Below are 20,127 nucleotides of genomic sequence, written 5' to 3'. Positions count from 1 at the left end.
TTCTCAGAATGTCAGTGTGACGGTCTTGGGCATGCCCCGCCCGATCAGGGCGGAGAGCTGGAAGATGCGGACGGTCAGCGTGTCGCCAGACCCGAGCGGTGCGCCCCAGTCGGCGGACTGCTGGGCGGTGGTGTAGACCACGCTGGTGCTGGCGGCGGCCAAGGTTCGCTTGACGGCCGGGCCATCGAGGATCTCGACCTCGTAGGCTTCGACCTCCTCGGCGAGCGGTACCTCGCCGGTGCCCCAATTGTCGGCCGAGAGGGATCGCGAACGGCGGGTCCAGCGGATCGTCAGATCACCCGGTGTGCGTGGCTTTCGCCATGGCTGCTCGACATGAGCGACCGAGAACGGCCGGAGCCCCACGCCCTCGGGCGTGAAGGTGGTGGCAAGATAGGTCTCGTCGCTGGCCGGACGGCTTGCCGGGCCGATGCGCCAGTTCCAGGGAAGCCCGAGATCGGCCTCGGCGATCGGCAGCGAGGCAATGCTCTCGTCCAGCACCACGACCCGCGCCCCGGCTGGGACCGGATTGCCCATGGCGCCTTCCGTACCGCGCTGGCCGCGCAGGAGCCGGGTCAGACGATAGCGCCCCGGTGCGATCAGTTCGGCCGCCCCCGCCTGCACGATTTCCCAGATGCCTGGTGCGCTCTCGACGGCGAGTGCATTGCCGCCGCCGAACAGCGCCAGATCCGTGACGCTCTCCAGCGTGCCCGAAAGCAGATCGATCACCAGCACGTTGCCGAGATCGAAGCGTGAGGTCGGCCCCGACCAGAAATCCGAAACCAGGACGCCGATCCGCGCCCGACCGCCGAAGGTGGTCAGCAGCTCGAAGCCATCGGACGAGCCGCTGCGGAACACCGCCATCTCCCCGGGCCATGGAACGGCATGGGCTGCGACGAAGGGACGATGCGCCGGCTGATCCTCGGTCAGTTGCGGCAGGTCCATCAATGTCGCGTCAGGGGCTCCGAACACGACCGGGCGCGTCAGTGAAGCCGCACGCGGATCGCCGGGCGGCAGATCGTAGGTCGCGCGGTCCTGGCGGATTGCCTCCACTCCGCGCGCTTCGGCATCCGCAACCGAGACGAGACGGAACTCGATCTCCCGCCCGTCATGTGCGAGCCGGACCACGTCGGCGGGATCGAGCGCCAGCCGCGAGGGCGGAAGGCGGAAGGCCGCGCTCTCGCGGCCGGTCCAGGCTTCGAGCAGCGCGCGGCGGCAGCGGCGTTCCGCCTCTTCCGGCGGAACCGCCATCGGGAAACTCTCCGATGTGATCCGCGCCGTGTCGACGGTGATGCGCCGCGCCTCGACGAGCGCGGCGTCGTAGTCCTCGTCGGCGCGGGCCAGCTGCCACTTCAGGGCCTGCGGCAGTTCGGTCTCCTGGCCCCGCGTCAGTTCCAGCACGTCACCCTCGCGGGTGGAAACCAGATCCTCGGGCGCGATGGTGATGATGGACGCCCGGCCGCGCATCATGAAGCGGATCACACCCTCGGTCTCCACCGCGTCGAAGCCGAAATGCCGCGACAGTGTGGTGATCGAGGCGCGCGGACTTTCCAGCGCGCCGATCGCGTATCCCTCGACCGCGCCCCAGAGCCCGGTGACATCGATCCGGTCCTCGGGCATCCCCGCGTGCAGGCAGAGGTGCCGCACGAGGGCCGCCAGCGAGACCGCCCCGAGGCGGCCGGTCAGCCAGTGCCCGAGCCGCCAGTTCGGACCATCGGTCCAGACGTCGGTCAGTTCCGGGAAGAACGGATAGGGGCGTGCGTCCCAGGTCCAGGCAGCGCATTCCGGGACATGGACCATCCGGCCGCCATAGATGGCGGAGACCGGGTTGTTGGCGGCCTCGCCCCACCAGAGATAGCTCGCCTCGAGATAGGCGCGCTGGATCGCATCGTCGCGCCAGCCCCGCGAGAAATACGGCGTGAAGCTTTCGGAGGACTTCGGATCGAAGAAGACGTTCGGCTGGTTGGTGCCCCGGTCGATGGCCGGGCAGCCGAGTTCGGTGAACCGGATCGGCTTCGACTGCGGCGCCCATGGCGTCGACGTCGCGCTCTCCACCCCGCCCGGGCGGTTGTAATGCGGGTTCGACCACCAGGCGCGAAGGTCCTTGTAGCGGAAGACCCACGGCTTGGCGTGGGCGCCATCGGTGATCGGCGTGCGGACCTGCGCCGACCGATCGGCGGCGCTGGCGTAGAACCAGTCGAAGCCTTCGCCGCCCGCGATGTTCGCCTGCAGATAGGCCCGGTCATAGATCGCAGGCCAGCCTGCGGCAGCGTCGGCATGCTCGAACCCGTCCCGCCAGTCCGACAGCGGCATATAGTTGTCGATGCCGATGAAATCGATCTCCGGATCGGCCCAGAGTGGATCGAGGTGGAAGAACACGTCGCCGCTGTCGTCGCCCGGCTGGTGCCCGAAATACTCCGACCAGTCCGCGGCGTAGCCGATCTTCGTGCCAGCCCCGAGGATGGCCCGGACATCGGCTGCCAGATCCCGATAGGCCTGCACGGCCGGATAGGTGGATGCGCCCGAGCGGATCGTTGTCAGCCCCGGCATCTCGGTGCCGATCAGGAAGGCGTCGACCCCGCCTGCAGCCGCGCAGAGATAGGCATAGTGCAGCACCATCCGCCGCAGGCCCCAGTCGCCCGATGGGCCGGTCCAGATAACCGACTGGCCCGAGACGCTGAAGTTAGCTGGCGTGGCTGTGCCGAAAAGCGCCGAAACCTGCGCGGCTGCCGTCGCGGTCTCGTCGACCGATCCCGCATAGCCCGCAGCGGGCGAACAGGTGATCCGACCCCGCCAGGGGAATGCGGGCTGGCCGGTCTCGGTGGCGTTGTCGGAATACGGGTTCGGCAGCGTGTTGCCGGGCGGCACATCCATCAGGATGAAGGGATAGAAGGTGACGCGCAGCCCGCGCGCCTTCATCTCCTGGATCGCCTGCACGACGGCGAAGTCGGACGGTGTGCCGCCATAGACCGGCCGATCCTGATCGTCGCGACTGACGAGGAAGGCATTGGCGCGGCTGACGCCATTGACCGACCAGGACAGAGGCGTGGTCGACTTGGCGGACACCTCGACACCCGGCCGCACCTTGCAGGACCCCGCACGCAGATCGTCGCCGAACCAGGCGACGACGAGGCTCACGCTCTCGACCGCCGGGACCATCGCCTGCAGCCGGTCGAGCGCCACCACGATGTCGGTGGCATCCGGTAGCGCGTTCAGGTTCTCGGGCTGTGTCACGCCGCCTGCGGATTTGCGGATGGCCTGCGTCGCGTAGGTGAACTCACCCGATGCCGGGATCATGGTGACGGCGCGGGTCAGTCCTTCGGCGGTGTCGGGATCGGCGAGTGGCCGGAACAGCTCGAAGGAAAGCTGCGGCAGACGGTTGCCGTAGCTGGAGAGCGGCAGTTCCTCGAAGACGACATAGGCGGCGCCGCGATAGGCGGGCGTGTTCACCGCGCCCATCTTCGCCGCGATGAAGGGATCGGCGGTCTGCGCCTCGTCGCCGGGATACCAGCGCCAGGTGACGCCAGTCAGGTCCATCGGCTTGCCGTCGGCCCAGATACGGCCGATGCCGGTGATCGGCCCTTCGCAGAGCGCGACCGCGAAGCTCGCATAGTAGAGATATTCCGTCGTCCTGACCTTGCCGCCACCGCCACCCTTGCCGCCGCCCTGCGTGGTGGTCCTGGTCTCCTCGCGGAAATCGGTCGCCCAGACGATGTTCCCGCCGATCCGCATCCGGCCATAGAGGCGCGGGATGACGGCGCCCTCCGTCGAGGAGGTGATGCGCAGCGTGTCGAGACGCGCGCCCTCGATACGCTGGGTGGGCGCGAGTGACGAGATGATCCAGCTGTCGACGACCGAACCGATGCTGGAGCCGATGAAACCGCCGATGGTGGCGGCGCTGACACCGAGGATCGCGCCGCCGATGCTGCCGCCGATGGCGGCGCCTGCGACGCCGAGAACGAGGGTGGCCATGGTGGATGCTCAGCGTTGCGGGAACAGGAAGGCGAAGGCGATGCGCCGCCGCCAGACAGAGGTGAGCGGCTCCTCGATCACGCCGAGCCGCTCGTAGGCGTGGAGAAAGGTGCCGGGCCCGGTGAGGATCCCGACATGCTTGGCGATGGCGCGGGGCTTCATCCGGAAGAGGACCAGCGCGCCGGGTTCGGTCGCCGCGGGTTCCACTTCGATCATCATGCGCCGCGCGCCTTCGGCCAGAACCTCGCGCGGGCCGGTCTCGCCCCAATCGCGGCTATAGGGTGGGATGGGGAACGGCTCGGGGCCGACGAGCTCGCGCCAGAGCCCGCGGGCGAGGCCGAGGCAGTCGCAGCCCACACCGCGCAGACTTGCCTGATCGTGGTAGGGCGTGCCGAGCCAGGATCGCGCCGCCGCGATCACCCTGTTCGGCTCGGCCCCGCGCGGAGCGCGTTCTTTCGGTAGGCTCGTCACAGCACGCTCCCGTCGTGCCCGCCGTCCTTCGTCGCGTAACGGAGAATGGCATCCTGACCGGGGATATGCGGAAAGCCCCGGAAGTTGGCGACATTGGCGAACTTCACGCCACAGGTCTCCATGCGCTTGTCGCAGCCCGCGCGGACGACGAAACCATCACCCCCGGCGATGGACCGCACCGGCGCTTCGAGCAGCGTCAGCACGGCGATGCCATCGGTCAGGTCATGCGCGATGATCTCTGCCCGCCGCCCGGCATTGGCGCCGCTGGTCCATTCGACCGTGCCGAAGGTGAACCAGCCCGCGGCAAAGCCGCCGAGGCCGGAAGCCGTGAACGTCCGGTCACGCAGGAGGTCGATGACGACGCCCGTTCCCCTGAAGGCCGATGCGTTCAGATCGACACCGCAACGTCCGTCACCGAGCGCCGCGTCGCAAGTGGCCTGAAACGTCCGCCCGACCGTCTGTCCAAGGACATGCGCGAGCGAACGGACCTCCGCCACGAAGGCAAGCCGTCCCCGCCGGATCTGGCCGATCGCCCCGCGGCGCATCAGCACACGCTGCGCCGGATCGTTCCAGTTCACCCGCCAGACCTCGACCTCGGCATGGTCCCAGCGACCGTCGAGGATGTCGGTCTCGGTGATCCGGTCGGAGGTCAGCACGCCCTCGGCGTCCTGCGCGTCGACGGAGAGATCTGATCCGGAGCGGACCTCCGATGCCGTCAACCCGCTCTCGGGCTCGAAGTCAGTGCCGTCGAAGGCGAGCGTCCGGTCATGGTCGGTGAAGCCGAAGGTTGTGCCGTCCGCGCGCACGATCCGCCAGCACCAGGCGAGCGTCGTCGTGCCTTCGTCGAGATGGGCCTGAAATGCGGGTGAGAGGGACTTCACTTCCGCCCCCAGCCGCGCAGGAGCGCCACGGATGCCAGAAGCGAAGACACCACGCCACCAGTCGCGCCGGTCAGGGCGTAGAGATTGAAGGGCCGGATATCGAGGGTGCCGGTGGCGAGGTCGAAATCCGCCAGCCCGGCCATGGCGAGGCCGGATGCGGCAAGACAGGCTAGGTAGACGAGGCCGCGAGCAAGGTTCCAGTTCATGGACGTCCTCCGATCAGGGTGGTGAGGAATGCAGTGAGGCGAGACAGCAGCGTGGGCGCAGCGGGCGCGGCCGGGACCGGCATGGGGTCAGCAGCCATCGAAACTGGCGCCGTCTCCGGGCGCAGCAGCGCCAGTGCCTCGTCCTCGGTCAGCCGCCGGATGGGTCGCGAGAAATCGACCCGGCCATTGCGGTCGACCGCCCAGACCGGGATGGTCCCGGTGGGGTAACGGCCATGGCGGAAGAGGTCACGCTCGGCCTCGCGCCGGGGGCGGATCGCGGCGGGCTTGAGCCAGCCCATGAAGGCGTCGGCCGCCGCCATGCGGTTGTCCACGTTCAGGTGCCTCGTCAGCGCGGCTCTCGCGATGCCGCCGGTGTTGTAGTGGAAGCTGACCAGCGCATCGAATTCGTGGGGCTTGAGCGGCACGGTCACGGCCCGTCGCACCGCCGCCTCGTAGGCGGCCAGATCAGTCCGGAATACCTTGAAGGACTCACGGATACCGGCATTGAGATCGGCGGGCATGCCACGGGGCATCCTGGCCGGATCGGGCGACCCGGCCGAGGCCGTGTGGCCGATGCCGAAGGTCCAGACCTGTTTCACATCGAGATAGGGTCCGGGCACGATACCTTCGTGCCGCACGAGGGTCAGCAGGCCCCGGTCGGTCATGTGCATGGGATCACCCCAGAAGCGAGAGAGTCAGGATGAGAGCTGCGACGGCGAGGCCAATGCGCAGGCGGTGAGCGAAAGTCTGACGCGGAGCGATGGGGTCGCAGCGAATGAAGCGCGCAAGGCGGAGCAGCTCATTCATCGCCGTCGCCTTTCTTTGCCTCGCGCAGCCGGGCGAGGACGAGTTCGATGAAGGCGGGGCCGAAGACGCCGACGAGATAGGCCGCGGACCCCGCAGCGCCCCCGGCCGGGATCGCCTCGGGCGGCAAGCCGAGCCAGCTGGTGACGAGCGCCATGGAAAGGCTGCCCATCCCTGCCGCGATCAACCCGCCGAGCAGGATGTGCCGCAACGCGTCGCGCAGGCGCATCCTCGTGGTCAGTGCGTTGGTCGCCCCGCCGAGCGCGCCCCAGGCGGCCAGGATCACCGCCGTCGACGTTGCGAGCTCCTTCAGCACCGCGGCGAGGAACCCGGTCTCGTCGTTCATCTGCGGATCTCCAGCAGCGGGATGGAAGTGATCGAGCCGAGGCGTTCGAGATCGAGGGTGACGTCGAGTGCATCGGTGTCGAAGCGGACGGGCACGTCGAACGCGAAGCCCGCCGTGATGGCGACGCCTGCACCGGGTGCGGAGCCGAAGGTGACGAGGCCGGTCGTGGTATCGACCGACCAGCCCGACATCTGTTCGACGCCCGCGAGCGCGACACGCACGCTACCGGTGACCGGCTTGGCGATGCTGCGTGTCCAGGACTGCGCGCCGGAGGCGTAGCGCTTCGCGAGCTGGAACTGCGTCGTCGTGCCGTCGCCGGTGCCGATCTGCTGGTCGGTTGCGCTCGGTGCCTGCGACGGCAGGCAGGACTTGAAGTCGGCCCAGTCCTTGAAGCGGAAGCCGTGAAGGCGGCCGTTTCGCGCCTCGAAGAAGGCGACCACTGCCGCGAGATCGTCGGCACGACGGATGCCATAGGCCACGTCATAGCGGCGGCGCGAGTTCGCCCAGCTGGCGTTGCGTTCCTCGTCGCCCGATGCCAGTTCCACGATCTGGGTGCGCCGCTCCGGTCCGCCGCGCGCACCACGGCTGATGTCGTCCGGGAACCGGACCTCGTGGAAAGCCATGACGATGCCTCACATGCCCCTTCGGCCGAGCGAGACCGCGCGGGCGATATCGGCCGCGATCTGCGTGCGGGACTGCCGGAAGCTCTCGGCATCGCGGGCATTGATCGTGACATTGACGGTCTGCGCGGCGGTGGTGCCGTAACCTGCTGCCTCTCGCCGCGAGAGCACCCGCTCACCACGTTGCAGGATCGCAGGCACTTCATCGGGCCTGAGCCCCGCCCAGCCCCCGGAATGCATGCGCGGGGCATTGGCGAAGGCGAGCGCGGGCACGATGCGGCCCGGTCCCGCAGATCCGACCATGCCGCCGGCGTGCAGGATGTTGGCGAAGATCCCGCCGCCGAGATTGCCCAAAACACCGGAAAGCACGCCTGCCAGCGGGCCGAGGATGAAACGCCGGGCTGCGAGCTTTGCCAGATCGGCGATCAGCGAGGTGACCAGGTCGCCGAACTTCAGCTTGCCGGTCTTCACGAACTCGCCGATCGCGTTCTCGGCGCTGCGGAACGCTCCCACCAGTGCGTTGCCGATGTCGCCGCCGATCTCGCGCGCCTTCGTGGCATAGTCAGCCAGAGTCTGGCTCACCGCCGCCCATCCGGTCGCGGCAGCCTCGGCCCCAGCCTTCGTCTGCTCGCCGGCACTGCGCCCGGCGGCTCCGGCACGACCGGCAGCGGTCGTGGCATCGTTCAGAGCCGCCGTCACCCGGCCCGCCGATGCGGCAGCCTCGTCCAGCGGGTTCTCCGCGTCCCCGCCGCTCAGTGCATCGCGCAGCGCCTGCATAGCCGCGCCCACACCATCGAAGGCTCCGGCCCTGGTCTCGGCCGCGCGCTGGCGGTAGCGGTCGGCCATCGCGCCGGCATTGCTGGCGGCGTGATCGAGCATCGAGGCATAAGACTGCGCCCCGAACCAGTCGATCCGCGCGTCGGCACCGATCGTCTCGGCGACCGCGTTGAAGGTCGGTCCGATGGTGCCAAGGAAATCTGCCCATTTGTTCGACAGGAAGGCCATCAGCCGCAGCCAGATCGCCTCGATATCGGCGCGCAGGGCGCGGAAGTCGTCCACGAAAGAGCCGAGCGTGGCCTTGAACCCGTCCCAGACGGCACGCGCCACGTTGCCCATCAGCTCGAGCGCCGAACCGAAGCCGCCCGCGCCCTTCACGAGTTGCCCGAACCAGTAGATCAGCTCGCCCGCACCGACGATCAGCGCGCCGATCCCGGTGCGGATGATGGCGCCGCGCAGGAGCGTGAGCGCACCCGACAGGCTGAAGGTCGCGACACGGGCGGCAACGAACGCCGCGACCCAGCGCCCGGCCATGAAGGCCGCGAAGGCGATGCCGATGGCTGCGAGCCTCTCCAGATTGTCGGCCAGCAGGATCAGCCCCTCGGCCACCGTCGAGGAAGCGCCCGCCGTCTGATCCCAGGTCCCAACCAGCTGCAGGGCGGCATTGCCGATCAGCGTGAAGGCATCGCCGATGGTCGCCGGCATGCTGTCGGCTTCCTCGCGCAGCAGTTCGAGATTGCCGATCAGCGCCGTGCGGATGACATCGCCGGTGATCGCGCCCTGCTGACCGAGGTTGCGCAGGCCTGAGACCGTGGTGCCGAGTTCCTCGGCCAGCAGTTCCGCCACGCGCCCGCCGTTCTGGATCACGCTGTTGAGGTTCTGACCGGACAGGGTTCCCAGCGCCATGGCGCGCGATAGCGCGGTCTGGACCGAGGCCGCGCGCTCCGCCCGCGCGCCCGAGACGACCATGGCGTTGTTCAGCGCCTCGGTGAAATCCAGCGATTCCGCCGTCGTCAGCCCCAGTTCGCGCAAGGCCGTGGCATTGGCGAGCCAGGACTCCGTGGTTTGCCCGAGGCTTGAATAGGTCCGGCGCGCCATGGTGGCGAGCCGGTCCATGACGGCCGCGCCCGCTTCATGCGAGCCGGTGGCGAGATCGACACGCGAGCGCAGGTCGGTCCACTGGTCGGCATAGGCGACGAGCTGGCGCGTGCTGATCGCCGCGCCGAGGACGCCCATGACCCGGCGCACCACCGCGCCGGTGACGTCGGCCTGCCGCTCGATCCGCTTGAAATTGTTCTCGCCCGCGTCGCCTACGCCCTGGAACTCGGCTTTCACCTGCCTTCCGCCCTCGGCGACGAGGCGGACGGAGACGCGTTTCTGGGCCATGGCTCATTGTTCCTGACGCGCGGGACGAGGCTTGTGGGCCGGGCTCATCGCTCCGGCCCCGGCGCCGACCGGGCACCGGACGCCATCTGTTCGTTGAGCTTGCGGACAATCACGGCCTCGATGTCGGGCAGGCATTCGGCAGCGATCAGCGGATCGACCCCGAGCGCCCGCGCGATAGTGAGTGCCGCCCCCATGTCCCAGCCGAGCACCGTGGCGCCGCCCATGCCGGTTGCGATGCGAAGCTGCCCGGTCAGGCGCTGCGCCAGATCCCAGACCTGCCAGCCCTCCGGCGTCAGCGGCCGGTTCGCGCGGCCCGGGCAGTCCGGGCACGGGCCTTGGCAGGCTTCGCAGTAGCGGTCGCCCCCGCCGAAGTGCCATTCGGCGAGGGCGCGGAGGCGTTTTTTTCCGCGTCCAGCATCAGATGCGGCGCGAGGCAGCGGGTCTGGAACGCCTCGAATACCGGCCAGATGTCCAGCAGGGCGTCGATCCCTTCCGGGGTGACGGGAACGGGATTGCCGTCGGCATCGCCGACACCCTCCCAGCCGGTGACCACGCGGCGGGCGACCGCCTTCGCCATGACCAGCGCCTGCTCCTCCTTGCTCGCCCCTTCGGGCAGCGCCTCGACAACTGGGTCGTTGCGCGCGGCGACCATGATCGCGGTTGTGACGGGCAGGACGTGCAGGCGCAGGCCGGGGCCCAGATCGAGCCATTTCGGCCCGCTGGAAAGGTCGAGACGGATCATGGTCAGTAGCTTTCGATGTCGTTGACGAGAACGGCGGTGCACATCCGTCCCAGCGCGGCGTCGCGGGCGGCCTGCCAGTCGAAGCTGGCCTGCACGCCCTGCGGTCCGGAAATCTCGATGCGCGGGCGGGGCAGATAGACGGCGTGGACGGTGAAGGTGAAGCTCTGGCCCGAGGTCAGGCCGTAGGCGAATTCCAGTTCGCAAGGGGCGCCGCTGATCGCCTGGCTGACGAGCGTACTGTCGGCGAAGCGGACCTCGGTGCGGCCGGTGAGCGCGGCGATCGAGGGATCGGCGCCGTCGATCATGCCGTCGGCGCGGATGGTCTCGATCCGGTCGAGGTTATTGGCATAGGTGATCTCGGTCGAGATCACGTTGCCCAGGGCGGTGCCGTTACGCTTGATCGAGCCGTTGAAATGCCCGAAACGGATAAGGTCGAGCTCCGCCGGTGTTCCCGCGCTGCTGCTCGTGGCGACCGTCTCGCCCTGCGCCACCAGCCGCGCGGTGGCGGTGAGCAGGCCCGACCGCTGCATCTGCCAGCTGAGCTGGTCCAGCACCACGCCGGAATATATGGCGTAGCGCGGCACCTCGGGCATGGCCGTCTCGATCGCCATGCTGGGCAGTGTCCAGCTGCCGGACTGGAACGTATGGGTATATGGGCCGGGAGAGCTTCCGGTGGTGGTCGGAGCGCCGAAGGCCGCCTTCAGCCAGAAGCCGAGGGCCTCAGCATCGATCGGCACCACCACATCGCCATCGGCGGTCACCGCGTCCTTGATGGGCGCGAGAGGATCCCGGCCGTAGCCCAGAAGCTCCGAGTTCAGGAGCGGCTGTTCCGCCCCGAGCGTGGCGCTGGCAAAGGGCATCCTCGTGTAGCCGCTGCCGGGCGGCGTTCCATAGGTCGTCTCGAACGCGAGCGCCATCCGCGCCCGCGCCCCTTGGGCGCGTGCCATGTCGGTCTCCTTGTCGAAGGGGTTCAGCCGAGCGGGTCGGCCGTGGAATAGTGCAGCACCACCGGAATGACGGCCGCCTTCAGGCTGGCCGCGCCATCCACCGGCAGATCGACCGGCTGCGGGGCTTCCGCCTCGACCCAGTCGCAGAGACCGCCGAGCGTGCGGTCGGCTGCGAGCGCCGCGCCGATGCTGGCGCAGAGCGTGTCGAAGGCCGTGTCCCGGTTGGCGCCCTGCACCACGGCTTCGATCTCTGCACGGTGCTGGTAGTGGTAGCGCAAGGGCGAGAGCGTCACCTCGGGCTCACCGGGTTCGCCGTCGCGCAGGATCAGCAACCCGGCTACTGGCACACGCTCGGGCAGGACCTCGCCGCGCAGGGCGGTGGCGGGCAGCGCCGACAGCCGCGCATGCAGTGCGGCGAGGATGGTTTCGCGGGTGGTGGGCATCTCGAACCGTCTTCTCTATGTGGCGCAGTGAGTTAGTTCCGATTACCTTGCCAAGTATGGGAGCTGCGGGAGGCGGAATCACATGCGAAAGATCAGTCCGGATGGTGTTTGGAACGATTTTGCTGCGCAGCTTGACGAGCAATTCGCGTATTACCAAAAATCGTGGAACACTCTCGCGGGAGCAGACGACAGAAAGATCGCGACGGAAAACTACATACTGACCATCGGCGTTATGTTTGAGGGATATGTAAACGATCTAATTTTCGCATATGCCAACAGAGACTGCTCGAAAGTTATGGAGCACCTTGAGAATAGCCTTCGTGCTTGCTTGCACGCATCACCCAAAGCAGAAGCCGCATTTAATAAGTTTGGGGATTTCAAGCATAGAGATCATCTGACGAAGGCTGAACTCAAAGAAATTCTCGATCCGGAAGGCCGGAACACGTCCTTTCCCGACTTTGGAGCAATCGAAGACCGGGCTCAGCAATGGCTCGTGGCGGCACACGCACAGCGGTTCACAAATATGAACGCCCAACAACGGGCGGTCGTAAACGCCGCAATAGCAGCGAGAAATAATCTTGCGCACCGTAGTAAGTCTTCTCTAGACAGGCTGAACGTGGCATTCGACGCCGGTGCCCTTTTTCCGACTGGGCTCAAGCGGAACGTTAATCTCATCCAGCAAGCCGGACACTATCTTAAGGCTCGCCCAAACAACGGGGACTCGCGGGCGACGATTCTGGGGCAACTTCTTAGAAATGCGTCCGAGTTTCTGGTTCATTGAACAACGGTCGGGCTGGAGCACGCACGAGCCAATATCCCAAGCGGCAATCTTCCACACTTTATCGTAACTGCACTTCTACCCAGTTCGCCACGATCAGCCCCGGCACCGCATCGCGCACCCGCTCGGCATCCCGCGCGAGGTCCAGCCGCTTCGGTAACCTGACCTGCGGGACGAGGAGGAAGATCGGCACGGTGGTCAGTCCCCGGCCGGTCTTCGAGCGGGACGCCACAGCACGACCCTTGCTGTTCAACCGCCCCTCGGCGACCAGCAGGCTCGGACCCGTCCGGCGATAGACGAAGCGCAGTCGCAGGCCGGTGCGACGTTCCCATTCACCGGGAGTGATCCGGCCGCCGCGCAGGGACTTGCCCGCCGCAGGGGTCGGGATCGCCAGCCAGAAGCCGTTCATCGAGCGGATCAGCGGGCCGGTATCGTGCGCGCCGACGATCACCGGGGCCTTCGACCAGACCAGTGCCGCCGCGTTGAGGCTGGTCCTGCCTTTCGGGAACTGTTCGGACCGGATGGTGCGGGCAAGCCGCGCCCCGAGACCCGAGCCGGTGATCTGCGCACGCCAGGCGGTCTTGAGGCCGGTCCCGGCATCGCGCATCGCCGTAGTGACGGCCTTCTCGCCGGCCTTTGCCTCGGCTTCCATCAGGCGGACGATATCGCCGACGATGCTGACGCCGAATTTCATGCGGGCCTCAGATCCACGGTCCAGACGAGCCGTTCGCGGTCGCGGACGGGTTCACCCTGAATGAGGAAGGCGTCGCCGCCGATCTCGACGCGATCGCCGGAACGTGGGTTCGGAACCTCGGCTACGCGCAGGTCGATCCGCGTCGTTTCCGACCAGAGCCGCGCATCACCGAAGTCCGTGATCGCATCGGCCCGCCGGACGACGAGGCGCACCGGAACGGGCGCACCGCCATCGGCGATGTAGACAGCGTCCCGCCCGATGTTCGGATCGGCGAAGAGCGCGTCGACAGCGGCGGCGAAAGCACTCATCAGAAGCTCGCGTTCAGGCGCACCCGACCGATAGTGTCGCCCGCGCCGTTCGCCACGGCCTCGACGGCCACACCGATGAGCGTGTTGTCGGTCGAAACGGTCGTGGTGCGCTTGTTGGTATCATCCCAATAGACCTTTGCGCCGACGGTCCAGGCCTGGCTGCCGACCTTCGTCAGGTCGAAGACGCCGACGAGCGCGGTCTCGACGGGTTCGCCACTGGCGGCGTCGCCCGCGGCCACGCCGAAGATGGAGCCGACGAGCAGGCCGTCACCGGAGGTCACCGCGTAGGGGGCGGTCAGGGTGATGGTGTTGCCGGGCTGGACGTAGTTTTTCATCGCGAGGGTCCTTTCAGAAATGCGAAGGGCGGCCCGTCAGGACCGCCCGGATGTCAGGGTTCGGGATGGCGCGCGCGTTACGCGCCCGGGTTCTTGTAGAGGCCGCGCCAGTCGATGGCCTTGGCGCCGAAGTCGAGGCGGCACTTGATCTCGACGCCGTCCACGTCGAAGCCGTTGCGGGTCTCGATATAGGCGCCCTGCTGACCCTCGAGATAGGCGTATTCGATGGTGTCGATCTGGTTCGGGCTCGCCGCCAGATACCAGGCGGTTTCGCTGGCGGCGTCGAGCCGGGGCTCGCTGATCGGCGCCAGCGTGCGGATCGACTGCGGCACGACGTTCCCGCTCTGGGCGGGCACGAGGTTCTGGGCGACCAGTTGCTCGGCCTTCAGCTCCAGCGCGGCGGGCACGATCAGGAAGGCGGGGCGGATGTTGAGCACCGTCTTCTTGTCGAGCCCGGTCTGTTTCGCCATCGCGGCACGGGCCGCACCGACGCTGGTAACGTCCAGCGCCGCCCCGGTGCCCGCGAGGTTCCTGTGGTTGGCGTGGAACAGCGCCGTGCCGTCGGCCATCGCCGGGTTCGAGGTGACGATCCCCCAGACCACGTCGGATTCCAGCTGCGCGATGGAGTTGCCGTACATCGCCGGGATCCGGGTGAAGGCGTCGAGATCGTCGTTGATCAGCACTTGGCGGGTGATCGCAACCACCCGGCCATAGGTCTTGACCTTGTAGCTCTCCTTCGACTCGCCGAGCGTGCCGCGCTTGAACTCGCCGCTCTCGCCAACTTCCAGCAGCTGCGGCGCCTCGCCGAGCTGGACCCGATGCATCGCCTTGAAGTCGGTGGCGAGCACCTGACGGCAGAACAGCATGAAGGTGCGAGGATAGGCCTCGTAGGCCTGACGCAGCGTCTTGTTGGTGACGGCGGCGAGGATCTCGGGGAAGTCCGATGTCGAATGTAGCGCCCGCGTCGCCACCTCGTCGCGCGACAGACCGCGCGTGCTCACGCCCGCATTGCCGAGACTTTCACGGGCGAGTTCCAGAAGCGTCATGCCGCGATACTGGCGCGCGGCATCCTCGAGCGGGAACAGCGTCGGGCTGTAGCGGTGCAGCAGCGCACTCGCCACCGCGTCGCGGCGGGTGATGCGCTCATCGCGGCCGCCGAGCGGAACCGACACCTGGCCGAAGGTCCGGGTTTCGTCCGACTTCGCGGCGACCTGATCGAGGATCAGGCGGCGAGCTTCGTCGACGCCGACACCGCGCTTCACCAGATCCTCGGCGAAGCTGCGCTCGAGGTTCAAACGGCCCGCCAGATCGTAGATGGTCGAGACGCGGTCGCGTTCGGCCTCGCGGGCGCGGGTGGCGACAGCCTCGGTGTCGGGCGCTTCCGGTTTCGCTGATGCGGTCTTTTGGTTCGAGGGCCCGGGCTGGCTGCGCGTGTCGATGGCATGGGCCTGCGCCTCGGCCGCACCGGTCTTGTCGTCGGTCATGGTGGTCTCCTCGGTCGCTGCCGTCTCGTTGGTCTGGTCGGCCGGAGCGGCCGGGGTCTTGTCGGTCATCGGGGATGCTCCTTGCTCTGTGGGGGCGTCCCGGCGATGGAGGACGCAATCGTGTTGTTCGCCCTTGGCGCGGAAGCCAGCAGCGGGATCGGCGCCGACCGGCACGGCCGAGATCTCGAAGGGCGTCCAGTCGACCGCCCGCCAGAGCTCGCGCCCGCCATCGGGTTTCGAGATGTCGAAGCGATGGACCTGGTAGCCGATCGAGACCGCGCGGATGTGCCCGGCCTGGATGTCGCGCCAGATCGGCTCGACATCGGCCCGCTCGCTGATCCGCACCTGCGCGATGCCGCGGCCGTTCTCGATGCGCGCCGTTCCCGGCACGACCGAACCGATGACGGCGTCGAGCGTGTCGATCTCGTGCACCTTCAGGAAGGGCGCGCCCGCGTTCAGCCGTTCGAGCCGTACATGGGCGGGGTCGAGGCTCAGCTCCTCGTCATAGGACTCGCCGAAGAAGCTGGCGCGGCGGACGCGGGCGCCCGCCGACCAGATCACCTCGACGGTGCGGGCGTCGGTATCGACGCTGTTCGGCGCAAGCTCCGCCGTCCGGCGCATGGCCGGCAGTTCGATCATCGTGTCCATGGGGTCAGTCCTGTTGGTCGGCCTGCGCAGGATCGGCTGCCTGCGCGCTGCCGGTCTTGGTGACGCGGCGGGGATCGCTGTCGAGCACCAGCCCGAGCGCGTCGAGCTTGGCGTTGGTCGCGGCGATCTCGGCCAGCACGGCGTCGGGATTGCGGCCCTGCTGTGCAATCACCTCGGCCAGAGTCATGGTGCCCGAACGGATCGCCAGAAGGTTCGCCATCGCATCCTTCTGCGGATCGACCGCCTCGAACTTCGGCGGCGACCATTCGACCGGCACATCCGGCACCGGGATCTGGCCTGCCGCCCATGCGGCCTCGGTGAACCAGCGCCAGACGGGGGCGCAGAGCATCGGGATGAAGAGCTGCCACTGCACCGCGTCGATCATCCGGCGGAACTCGACCAGCCCCGCCCGGATCGAGGAATAGTTGACCTGGCTCAGATCCCCGGTCAGCAACTCGTAAGGCACCCGGAACCCGGCCGAGATCGTGTGCAGGCTGGCGCGCTTGTATTCGCCATAGCCGCCGGTGGCTGCGGGCTGATTGAAGCGGATGTCCTTGCCGCCGCGGGCATATGCGATCAGTCCCGGCTCGAACTGCTCGACCCTGTTGCCATCGGCATCGACCACGGCGGGCGCGATGCCCTGCTGCGCCTCGTCATCCCCGAAGACGATGGCGGTGACGCAGGCCTCGGTCTTCTTGCGGACGATTTCGGCGACCTCGTAATCGTCGAGATCACGCAGCGCCCGGATCACCGGCGCACCCCATGGAACGCCGCGCGCCTGCGTGCGCTGCTTCTCGTAGACATGGGCGATCTCGGTCGCCGGGACCGGGCGAGACCCGAGCCCGCCCTGAAGCATGCCCCAGGCATCGCCGGGGTGTTCGCTGTACAGCCAGTAGGCCCGGCGTTTGCCGACCGGGTCGAACTCGATCCCCTGGACGAGACGACCAGCTCCGATGGTGCCGGATTTCGTGGCATCGAGGAAATCGGCCTCCAGAACCTGAAGCTGCAACGGCACCGGCAGACCGTCCGAGGATCGCCGCAGGCGACGGCGCACCAGTACCTCACCCGCTTCGATCATCTCCCGGCAGATCAGGGTCTGCAGCCCGTAGAAATCGAGCTGGCCGTCCGCATCGCACTCCGTCGTCCAGCGTTCGAACAGGGCATCGACCTTGCGGTCCAGCGCCTCGTCGCCGCTTGCGGCGCGCGGCATGATCCCCGCGCCGACGATGTTGTTCACAAGCACCGCCACGGCCTTGGCCGCATGTGGGTTGTTGCGCACGAGATCGCGCATCCGGTCGCGCAGGAGCGCCCCGGCCATGCCGATCTCGGTATCGGCCGAGGATCCAGGCGCGCGCCAGCCATCGGTGCGACGCCCGCGCGCAGCCCCGTCATAGCCCCGCGCGAGCGTCTCGAAGGCCTGCCGTGCCAGCACCCGACGTGCAGCGGCCCGCGGGGCGACCGACGCGATGGCGCGGTCGAACCAGTTCACGGCCATCAGCGATCCCCGCGCGAGAAGCCCGCGAGACCGGCCACCGGCAGCGGCCGGCCGACACCCGCGATGGCGCGCTCGATGGTTCGGATACGGGCAAGCAGATCCTCGGCCGAACCATAGTCCACCGACTTGCCGTCATAGCTGACGCGGGTCGTGCCGCTGGCATAGGCCCGGCGCAGCGCCGAAAGCTCAGTTTCCGTCCAGTCGGTCATCAGAACCATCCCTCCCGCCGCCCGAGCCAGTCGGAGCGGCGTTTGCCCTGCGGGGCCTGTCCCGGCCGGTTGATCTGCCCGGCGGGATCGTTGTCAGTGGGGGCGGCCCCGAGCTGATCCTCGAGGTCGCGCCATTTCTCGTCCGGCCAGCGATCCGCGCCGGCGATCCAGGCGGCGGCACGGGCGTAGACCCGGCAATCCAGCGCCTCGTTCCGCTCGCGCAGTTTCTGCCATTCGAGCTTGGCGAAGCCGCGCTTGGTGCGGACCGTCACCAACTGCTCGGCCACGACCTGCTTCAGCCACTCGCTCTCCACCCATGTCGGCAGGTGGATCGTGCCGGGCGGGAAACCCGCTCCCTCGGCGCGTTCCTCTGCCGTCGGTCGATCAAGCCGCAGGAAGCGGTAGGTCTCGGCCTTGAAGGTGGAGACCGCTACCGTCCAGAGCCGGGCGCCGCGTCGCAGGCGGCGGCCAGCCTCGGTCGCGTCGACGAAGGTCGGACCCGAGACCGGGCTCGAACGGCTGAACCCCTCGACGCCCTTCACCGGCGAGACCTGCGCGAAGCCTTGCGCCCGCGACCAGGAATAGACCGCCGGGGCCTCGTAGCCCGTGTCGATGGCGAGCCGCGCGATCCGCAGATGCGCGCCGCGCTCGTGCGGCCAGCTTCGATCAAGAAGCGCCGTCAGCTCCGACCATGCGTCGTGCCGGTCCGGTCCGCCCTCAATCACGACGTGATCGACGAGCCAGCTCTCCAACCCGCGACCCCAGGCCCAGACATCTATCTCGATCCGGTCCTTCTGGACGTCGGCCCCGGCGGTCAGGAACAACCCGCCCGCAGGCACCGTTCCGGGCCGCCATGCCTCGCGGCGGTCATAGAGCCGCTGCCAGTCGGGCGCTTCGCCGGTCTCGACCCAAGTCTCGCCAAGGATCGTGTTGCGGAACGCCTTGATCGCCTCGTCTGACCCTTGGGCCGCCTCCCAGCCGAGGGCGATCCGCGGCCAGCTCAGCCAACCTACCGGCGAATAGAGGGCCGAAAGGTGGTAGCCGACCGTCGTCGGATCGCTCGCCACTGCCGTCGCGCGCCACTCGCCGCGCTCAAGCATGGCCGTCTTGTGATGCTCAGCGATGGACCGGTCACAGCCCTCGCACTGATACTCCGCCGTCTCCGGCCGCCCCTTCTGCCAGCGCAGCCGCTCGAACTTGAGCCATTGCATCGCGCCGCAATGCGGGCATGGCACGAAGTAGCGTCGCTGATCCGACGCTTCGAACTCGCGCTCGATGCGTGACAGCCCCCGGATCGTGGGAGTCGAGACCAGCAGCACCTTGCGCCGGTGGGCGAAGGTCAGCGACCGGGCTTCGGCCAGCGTGACTGGATCGCCTTCCTCGTCGGCCGAGGCCGGATAGGCGTCGACCTCGTCGAGGAAGATGTAGCGCGCCGGGGTGGACCGCAGGCCGACGGCCGAGTTGGCCCCGGTCATGATCAGGATCCCGCCCGCGAACTCCTTCGACAGCATCGTGTTGCCCGCGTCACGGGACCGCGCGGGCTTCACCCGCTCGCGCAGCTCCGGACTTTCGTCGATCAGCGGATCGATCCGCTGGCGCGAGTTGCGCTTGGCCAGTTCCACCGTCGGCTGGACGGCCAGCATCGGGCCCGGCGCCTGGTGGATGACGAAGCCGATCCAGTTGTTCCCTGCCTCGGTCGCGCCGACCTGCGCGGCCTTCTGGAACACGACACGGCTAGCGGGATCGCCCGGCGACAGCCGGTCCATGATCTCGCGCATGTAGGGCGTGCGCACCGTGCGATACCGCCCTGGTTCGGCCGAGGCGCGACCCGACAGCATCCGGTGTCGGTCCGCCCATTCTGACACGGTCAGGTCCGGGTCGGGCCGCAGCCCGTTGCCCCAGGCACGCAGGATCTCCGCCGCGCCGTCGAACCCGGTCAGGCCATCGTCACCATGCTCACCATCATCGGAAGTCGGGCCGGACCTCGGCGAGTTCGTCGAGGTGGGCGCGTACATGTTTCTCCAGAGCCTTCTGCATCGCGGCAGGCTCCACGCCGAGATCGGCCGCCATCAGCGCCGCCGCGCGCGCAGGCCAGTTCACCCATGAATCCCGTTCCTCCCGCGCCAGCCGGAACACCAGTGCCAGCGCCCGGGCCCGGTCGATCAGTTCCCCCTTCAGCTTCTGGAGCCGAATGCGCCGCTCCTGTGCCTTCAGCACCTCGTTCGCTGTCTTCGCCTGTAGGAAGGTCGTGCCGCTGCCGATGGCCGGGGCGGTCAGCCCCTGTTCGCGCAGCGTGTCGCCGACGGCTGTCAACGCCGCCTCGGGAACGGGCTTTAGCCGGGCCGTGGGCGGTTTGCGGGTCTTGGACGGGTCGGTCGTTTCGGCACGCCGCGCATCGCTCGCCGCCGCGTTGATGCTACCGTCGGGATAGAGGACCAACCGATCGGCCGTCTTCGCCTTCTGGATCGCGCCGCGCGACAGACCGACATGCGCGGCGTACTGGCGCTCGCTCATGCCTAGCATCGGTCGCTCCGATTATCATTCAGTTTCAGGTGCTTATTGAGTTGATAAGCAGCGCGACCGG

General features: G+C 68.0%; 21 protein-coding genes. 1 reads left to right on the top strand and 20 read right to left on the bottom strand.

Going from position 1 to position 20,127, the window contains the following annotated elements; all coding sequences use genetic code 11:
* Positions 1-3: 3 nt before the first annotated feature.
* From ACK4E3_RS03180 to ACK4E3_RS03125, 12 genes are all read right to left on the bottom strand, one after another.
* Positions 4-3,969, bottom strand: coding sequence for a glycoside hydrolase/phage tail family protein (locus ACK4E3_RS03180; protein WP_409696246.1), 3,966 nt, complete (start codon positions 3,967-3,969; stop codon positions 4-6).
* Between the two features lie 9 nt (positions 3,970-3,978).
* Positions 3,979-4,440, bottom strand: coding sequence for an NlpC/P60 family protein (locus ACK4E3_RS03175; protein ID WP_409696243.1), 462 nt, complete (start codon positions 4,438-4,440; stop codon positions 3,979-3,981).
* Positions 4,437-5,321 carry a DUF2163 domain-containing protein gene (locus tag ACK4E3_RS03170; RefSeq protein ID WP_409696240.1) on the bottom strand — a complete coding sequence of 295 codons (885 nt, stop codon included), beginning with the start codon at positions 5,319-5,321 and terminating at the stop codon, positions 4,437-4,439. Before ACK4E3_RS03170 ends, ACK4E3_RS03175 begins: the two co-directional genes overlap by 4 nt.
* A complete protein-coding gene (locus ACK4E3_RS03165) occupies positions 5,318-5,527 on the bottom strand; it encodes a hypothetical protein (RefSeq protein WP_055456531.1) in 210 nt (69 codons plus the stop codon). Before ACK4E3_RS03165 ends, ACK4E3_RS03170 begins: the two co-directional genes overlap by 4 nt.
* The gene (locus ACK4E3_RS03160) at positions 5,524-6,198 is read right to left on the bottom strand and encodes a lysozyme (RefSeq protein WP_409696235.1); all 675 of its coding nucleotides are present in this window, start codon (positions 6,196-6,198) and stop codon (positions 5,524-5,526) included. The genes ACK4E3_RS03165 and ACK4E3_RS03160 overlap by 4 nt, the downstream gene beginning before the upstream one ends.
* Positions 6,199-6,326: 128 nt before the next feature.
* Entirely contained in the window at positions 6,327-6,677 is a 351-nt protein-coding gene (locus tag ACK4E3_RS03155) for a hypothetical protein (protein WP_113453631.1), read from the bottom strand.
* Positions 6,674-7,300 carry a DUF2460 domain-containing protein gene (locus ACK4E3_RS03150; protein WP_247026191.1) on the bottom strand — a complete coding sequence of 209 codons (627 nt, stop codon included), beginning with the start codon at positions 7,298-7,300 and terminating at the stop codon, positions 6,674-6,676. The genes ACK4E3_RS03155 and ACK4E3_RS03150 overlap by 4 nt, the downstream gene beginning before the upstream one ends.
* 9 nt (positions 7,301-7,309) lie before the next feature.
* A complete protein-coding gene (locus ACK4E3_RS03145; protein WP_409696232.1) occupies positions 7,310-9,460 on the bottom strand; it encodes a tape measure protein in 2,151 nt (716 codons plus the stop codon).
* 44 nt (positions 9,461-9,504) lie between these two features.
* Positions 9,505-9,684 carry a hypothetical protein gene (locus ACK4E3_RS03140; RefSeq protein WP_409696229.1) on the bottom strand — a complete coding sequence of 60 codons (180 nt, stop codon included), beginning with the start codon at positions 9,682-9,684 and terminating at the stop codon, positions 9,505-9,507.
* A 68-nt stretch (positions 9,685-9,752) separates the two neighbouring features.
* Positions 9,753-10,202: a hypothetical protein gene (locus ACK4E3_RS03135; RefSeq protein WP_409696226.1), complete on the bottom strand. Its 450-nt coding sequence runs from the start codon at positions 10,200-10,202 to the stop codon at positions 9,753-9,755.
* Positions 10,203-10,204: 2 nt separating this feature from the next.
* Entirely contained in the window at positions 10,205-11,149 is a 945-nt protein-coding gene (locus ACK4E3_RS03130) for a phage tail tube protein (protein WP_409696223.1), read from the bottom strand.
* Between the two features lie 23 nt (positions 11,150-11,172).
* The gene (locus tag ACK4E3_RS03125; protein ID WP_409696220.1) at positions 11,173-11,592 is read right to left on the bottom strand and encodes a hypothetical protein; all 420 of its coding nucleotides are present in this window, start codon (positions 11,590-11,592) and stop codon (positions 11,173-11,175) included.
* Between the two features lie 82 nt (positions 11,593-11,674).
* On the opposite strand from ACK4E3_RS03125, the gene ACK4E3_RS03120 reads away from it, so the two are divergent.
* Positions 11,675-12,373, top strand: coding sequence for a hypothetical protein (locus ACK4E3_RS03120; RefSeq protein WP_409696217.1), 699 nt, complete (start codon positions 11,675-11,677; stop codon positions 12,371-12,373).
* Positions 12,374-12,431: 58 nt separating this feature from the next.
* Here ACK4E3_RS03120 and ACK4E3_RS03115 read toward each other — a convergent pair whose 3' ends face one another.
* The 8 genes from ACK4E3_RS03115 to ACK4E3_RS03080 form a co-directional block, all read right to left on the bottom strand.
* Positions 12,432-13,064, bottom strand: coding sequence for a DUF6441 family protein (locus ACK4E3_RS03115; RefSeq protein WP_409696214.1), 633 nt, complete (start codon positions 13,062-13,064; stop codon positions 12,432-12,434).
* Complete coding sequence (locus ACK4E3_RS03110; protein WP_409696211.1) at positions 13,061-13,372, bottom strand: hypothetical protein; 312 nt, start codon at positions 13,370-13,372, stop codon at positions 13,061-13,063. The genes ACK4E3_RS03115 and ACK4E3_RS03110 overlap by 4 nt, the downstream gene beginning before the upstream one ends.
* Positions 13,372-13,707, bottom strand: coding sequence for a DUF2190 family protein (locus ACK4E3_RS03105; RefSeq protein ID WP_409696208.1), 336 nt, complete (start codon positions 13,705-13,707; stop codon positions 13,372-13,374). The genes ACK4E3_RS03110 and ACK4E3_RS03105 overlap by 1 nt, the downstream gene beginning before the upstream one ends.
* 77 nt (positions 13,708-13,784) lie before the next feature.
* The gene (locus ACK4E3_RS03100) at positions 13,785-15,839 is read right to left on the bottom strand and encodes a prohead protease/major capsid protein fusion protein (protein WP_409696205.1); all 2,055 of its coding nucleotides are present in this window, start codon (positions 15,837-15,839) and stop codon (positions 13,785-13,787) included.
* A 4-nt stretch (positions 15,840-15,843) separates the two neighbouring features.
* A complete protein-coding gene (locus ACK4E3_RS03095) occupies positions 15,844-17,334 on the bottom strand; it encodes a phage portal protein (protein WP_409696202.1) in 1,491 nt (496 codons plus the stop codon).
* Positions 17,334-17,543: a phage head-tail joining protein gene (locus ACK4E3_RS03090; RefSeq protein ID WP_036706675.1), complete on the bottom strand. Its 210-nt coding sequence runs from the start codon at positions 17,541-17,543 to the stop codon at positions 17,334-17,336. The genes ACK4E3_RS03095 and ACK4E3_RS03090 overlap by 1 nt, the downstream gene beginning before the upstream one ends.
* Entirely contained in the window at positions 17,543-19,558 is a 2,016-nt protein-coding gene (locus ACK4E3_RS03085) for a phage terminase large subunit family protein (RefSeq protein WP_409696198.1), read from the bottom strand. The genes ACK4E3_RS03090 and ACK4E3_RS03085 overlap by 1 nt, the downstream gene beginning before the upstream one ends.
* The gene (locus tag ACK4E3_RS03080) at positions 19,506-20,057 is read right to left on the bottom strand and encodes an elements of external origin (protein WP_409696195.1); all 552 of its coding nucleotides are present in this window, start codon (positions 20,055-20,057) and stop codon (positions 19,506-19,508) included. Before ACK4E3_RS03080 ends, ACK4E3_RS03085 begins: the two co-directional genes overlap by 53 nt.
* Between the last annotated feature and the right edge of the window lie 70 nt (positions 20,058-20,127).

Source organism: Brevundimonas sp., assembly GCF_046299595.1.
Taxonomy (GTDB): Bacteria; Pseudomonadota; Alphaproteobacteria; order Caulobacterales; family Caulobacteraceae; genus Brevundimonas.
Note: the sequence above shows the minus strand (reverse complement) of the source record. Positions and strands in the feature narration are given on the sequence as shown.

Coding starts and splice junctions, on each gene's coding strand:
- ACK4E3_RS03080 (WP_409696195.1), bottom strand. CDS start 20,057: ATGAGCGAGCGCCAGTACGCCGCGCATGTCGGTCTGTCGCGCGGCGCG.
- ACK4E3_RS03110 (WP_409696211.1), bottom strand. CDS start 13,372: ATGAGTGCTTTCGCCGCCGCTGTCGACGCGCTCTTCGCCGATCCGAAC.
- ACK4E3_RS03150 (WP_247026191.1), bottom strand. CDS start 7,300: ATGGCTTTCCACGAGGTCCGGTTCCCGGACGACATCAGCCGTGGTGCG.
- ACK4E3_RS03105 (WP_409696208.1), bottom strand. CDS start 13,707: ATGAAAAACTACGTCCAGCCCGGCAACACCATCACCCTGACCGCCCCC.
- ACK4E3_RS03085 (WP_409696198.1), bottom strand. CDS start 19,558: ATGTACGCGCCCACCTCGACGAACTCGCCGAGGTCCGGCCCGACTTCC.
- ACK4E3_RS03135 (WP_409696226.1), bottom strand. CDS start 10,202: ATGATCCGTCTCGACCTTTCCAGCGGGCCGAAATGGCTCGATCTGGGC.
- ACK4E3_RS03125 (WP_409696220.1), bottom strand. CDS start 11,592: ATGCCCACCACCCGCGAAACCATCCTCGCCGCACTGCATGCGCGGCTG.
- ACK4E3_RS03145 (WP_409696232.1), bottom strand. CDS start 9,460: ATGGCCCAGAAACGCGTCTCCGTCCGCCTCGTCGCCGAGGGCGGAAGG.
- ACK4E3_RS03090 (WP_036706675.1), bottom strand. CDS start 17,543: ATGACCGACTGGACGGAAACTGAGCTTTCGGCGCTGCGCCGGGCCTAT.
- ACK4E3_RS03165 (WP_055456531.1), bottom strand. CDS start 5,527: ATGAACTGGAACCTTGCTCGCGGCCTCGTCTACCTAGCCTGTCTTGCC.
- ACK4E3_RS03155 (WP_113453631.1), bottom strand. CDS start 6,677: ATGAACGACGAGACCGGGTTCCTCGCCGCGGTGCTGAAGGAGCTCGCA.
- ACK4E3_RS03160 (WP_409696235.1), bottom strand. CDS start 6,198: ATGCACATGACCGACCGGGGCCTGCTGACCCTCGTGCGGCACGAAGGT.
- ACK4E3_RS03115 (WP_409696214.1), bottom strand. CDS start 13,064: ATGAAATTCGGCGTCAGCATCGTCGGCGATATCGTCCGCCTGATGGAA.
- ACK4E3_RS03130 (WP_409696223.1), bottom strand. CDS start 11,149: ATGGCACGCGCCCAAGGGGCGCGGGCGCGGATGGCGCTCGCGTTCGAG.
- ACK4E3_RS03095 (WP_409696202.1), bottom strand. CDS start 17,334: ATGGCCGTGAACTGGTTCGACCGCGCCATCGCGTCGGTCGCCCCGCGG.
- ACK4E3_RS03180 (WP_409696246.1), bottom strand. CDS start 3,969: ATGGCCACCCTCGTTCTCGGCGTCGCAGGCGCCGCCATCGGCGGCAGC.
- ACK4E3_RS03140 (WP_409696229.1), bottom strand. CDS start 9,684: ATGGGCGGCGCCACGGTGCTCGGCTGGGACATGGGGGCGGCACTCACT.
- ACK4E3_RS03100 (WP_409696205.1), bottom strand. CDS start 15,839: ATGGACACGATGATCGAACTGCCGGCCATGCGCCGGACGGCGGAGCTT.
- ACK4E3_RS03120 (WP_409696217.1), top strand. CDS start 11,675: ATGCGAAAGATCAGTCCGGATGGTGTTTGGAACGATTTTGCTGCGCAG.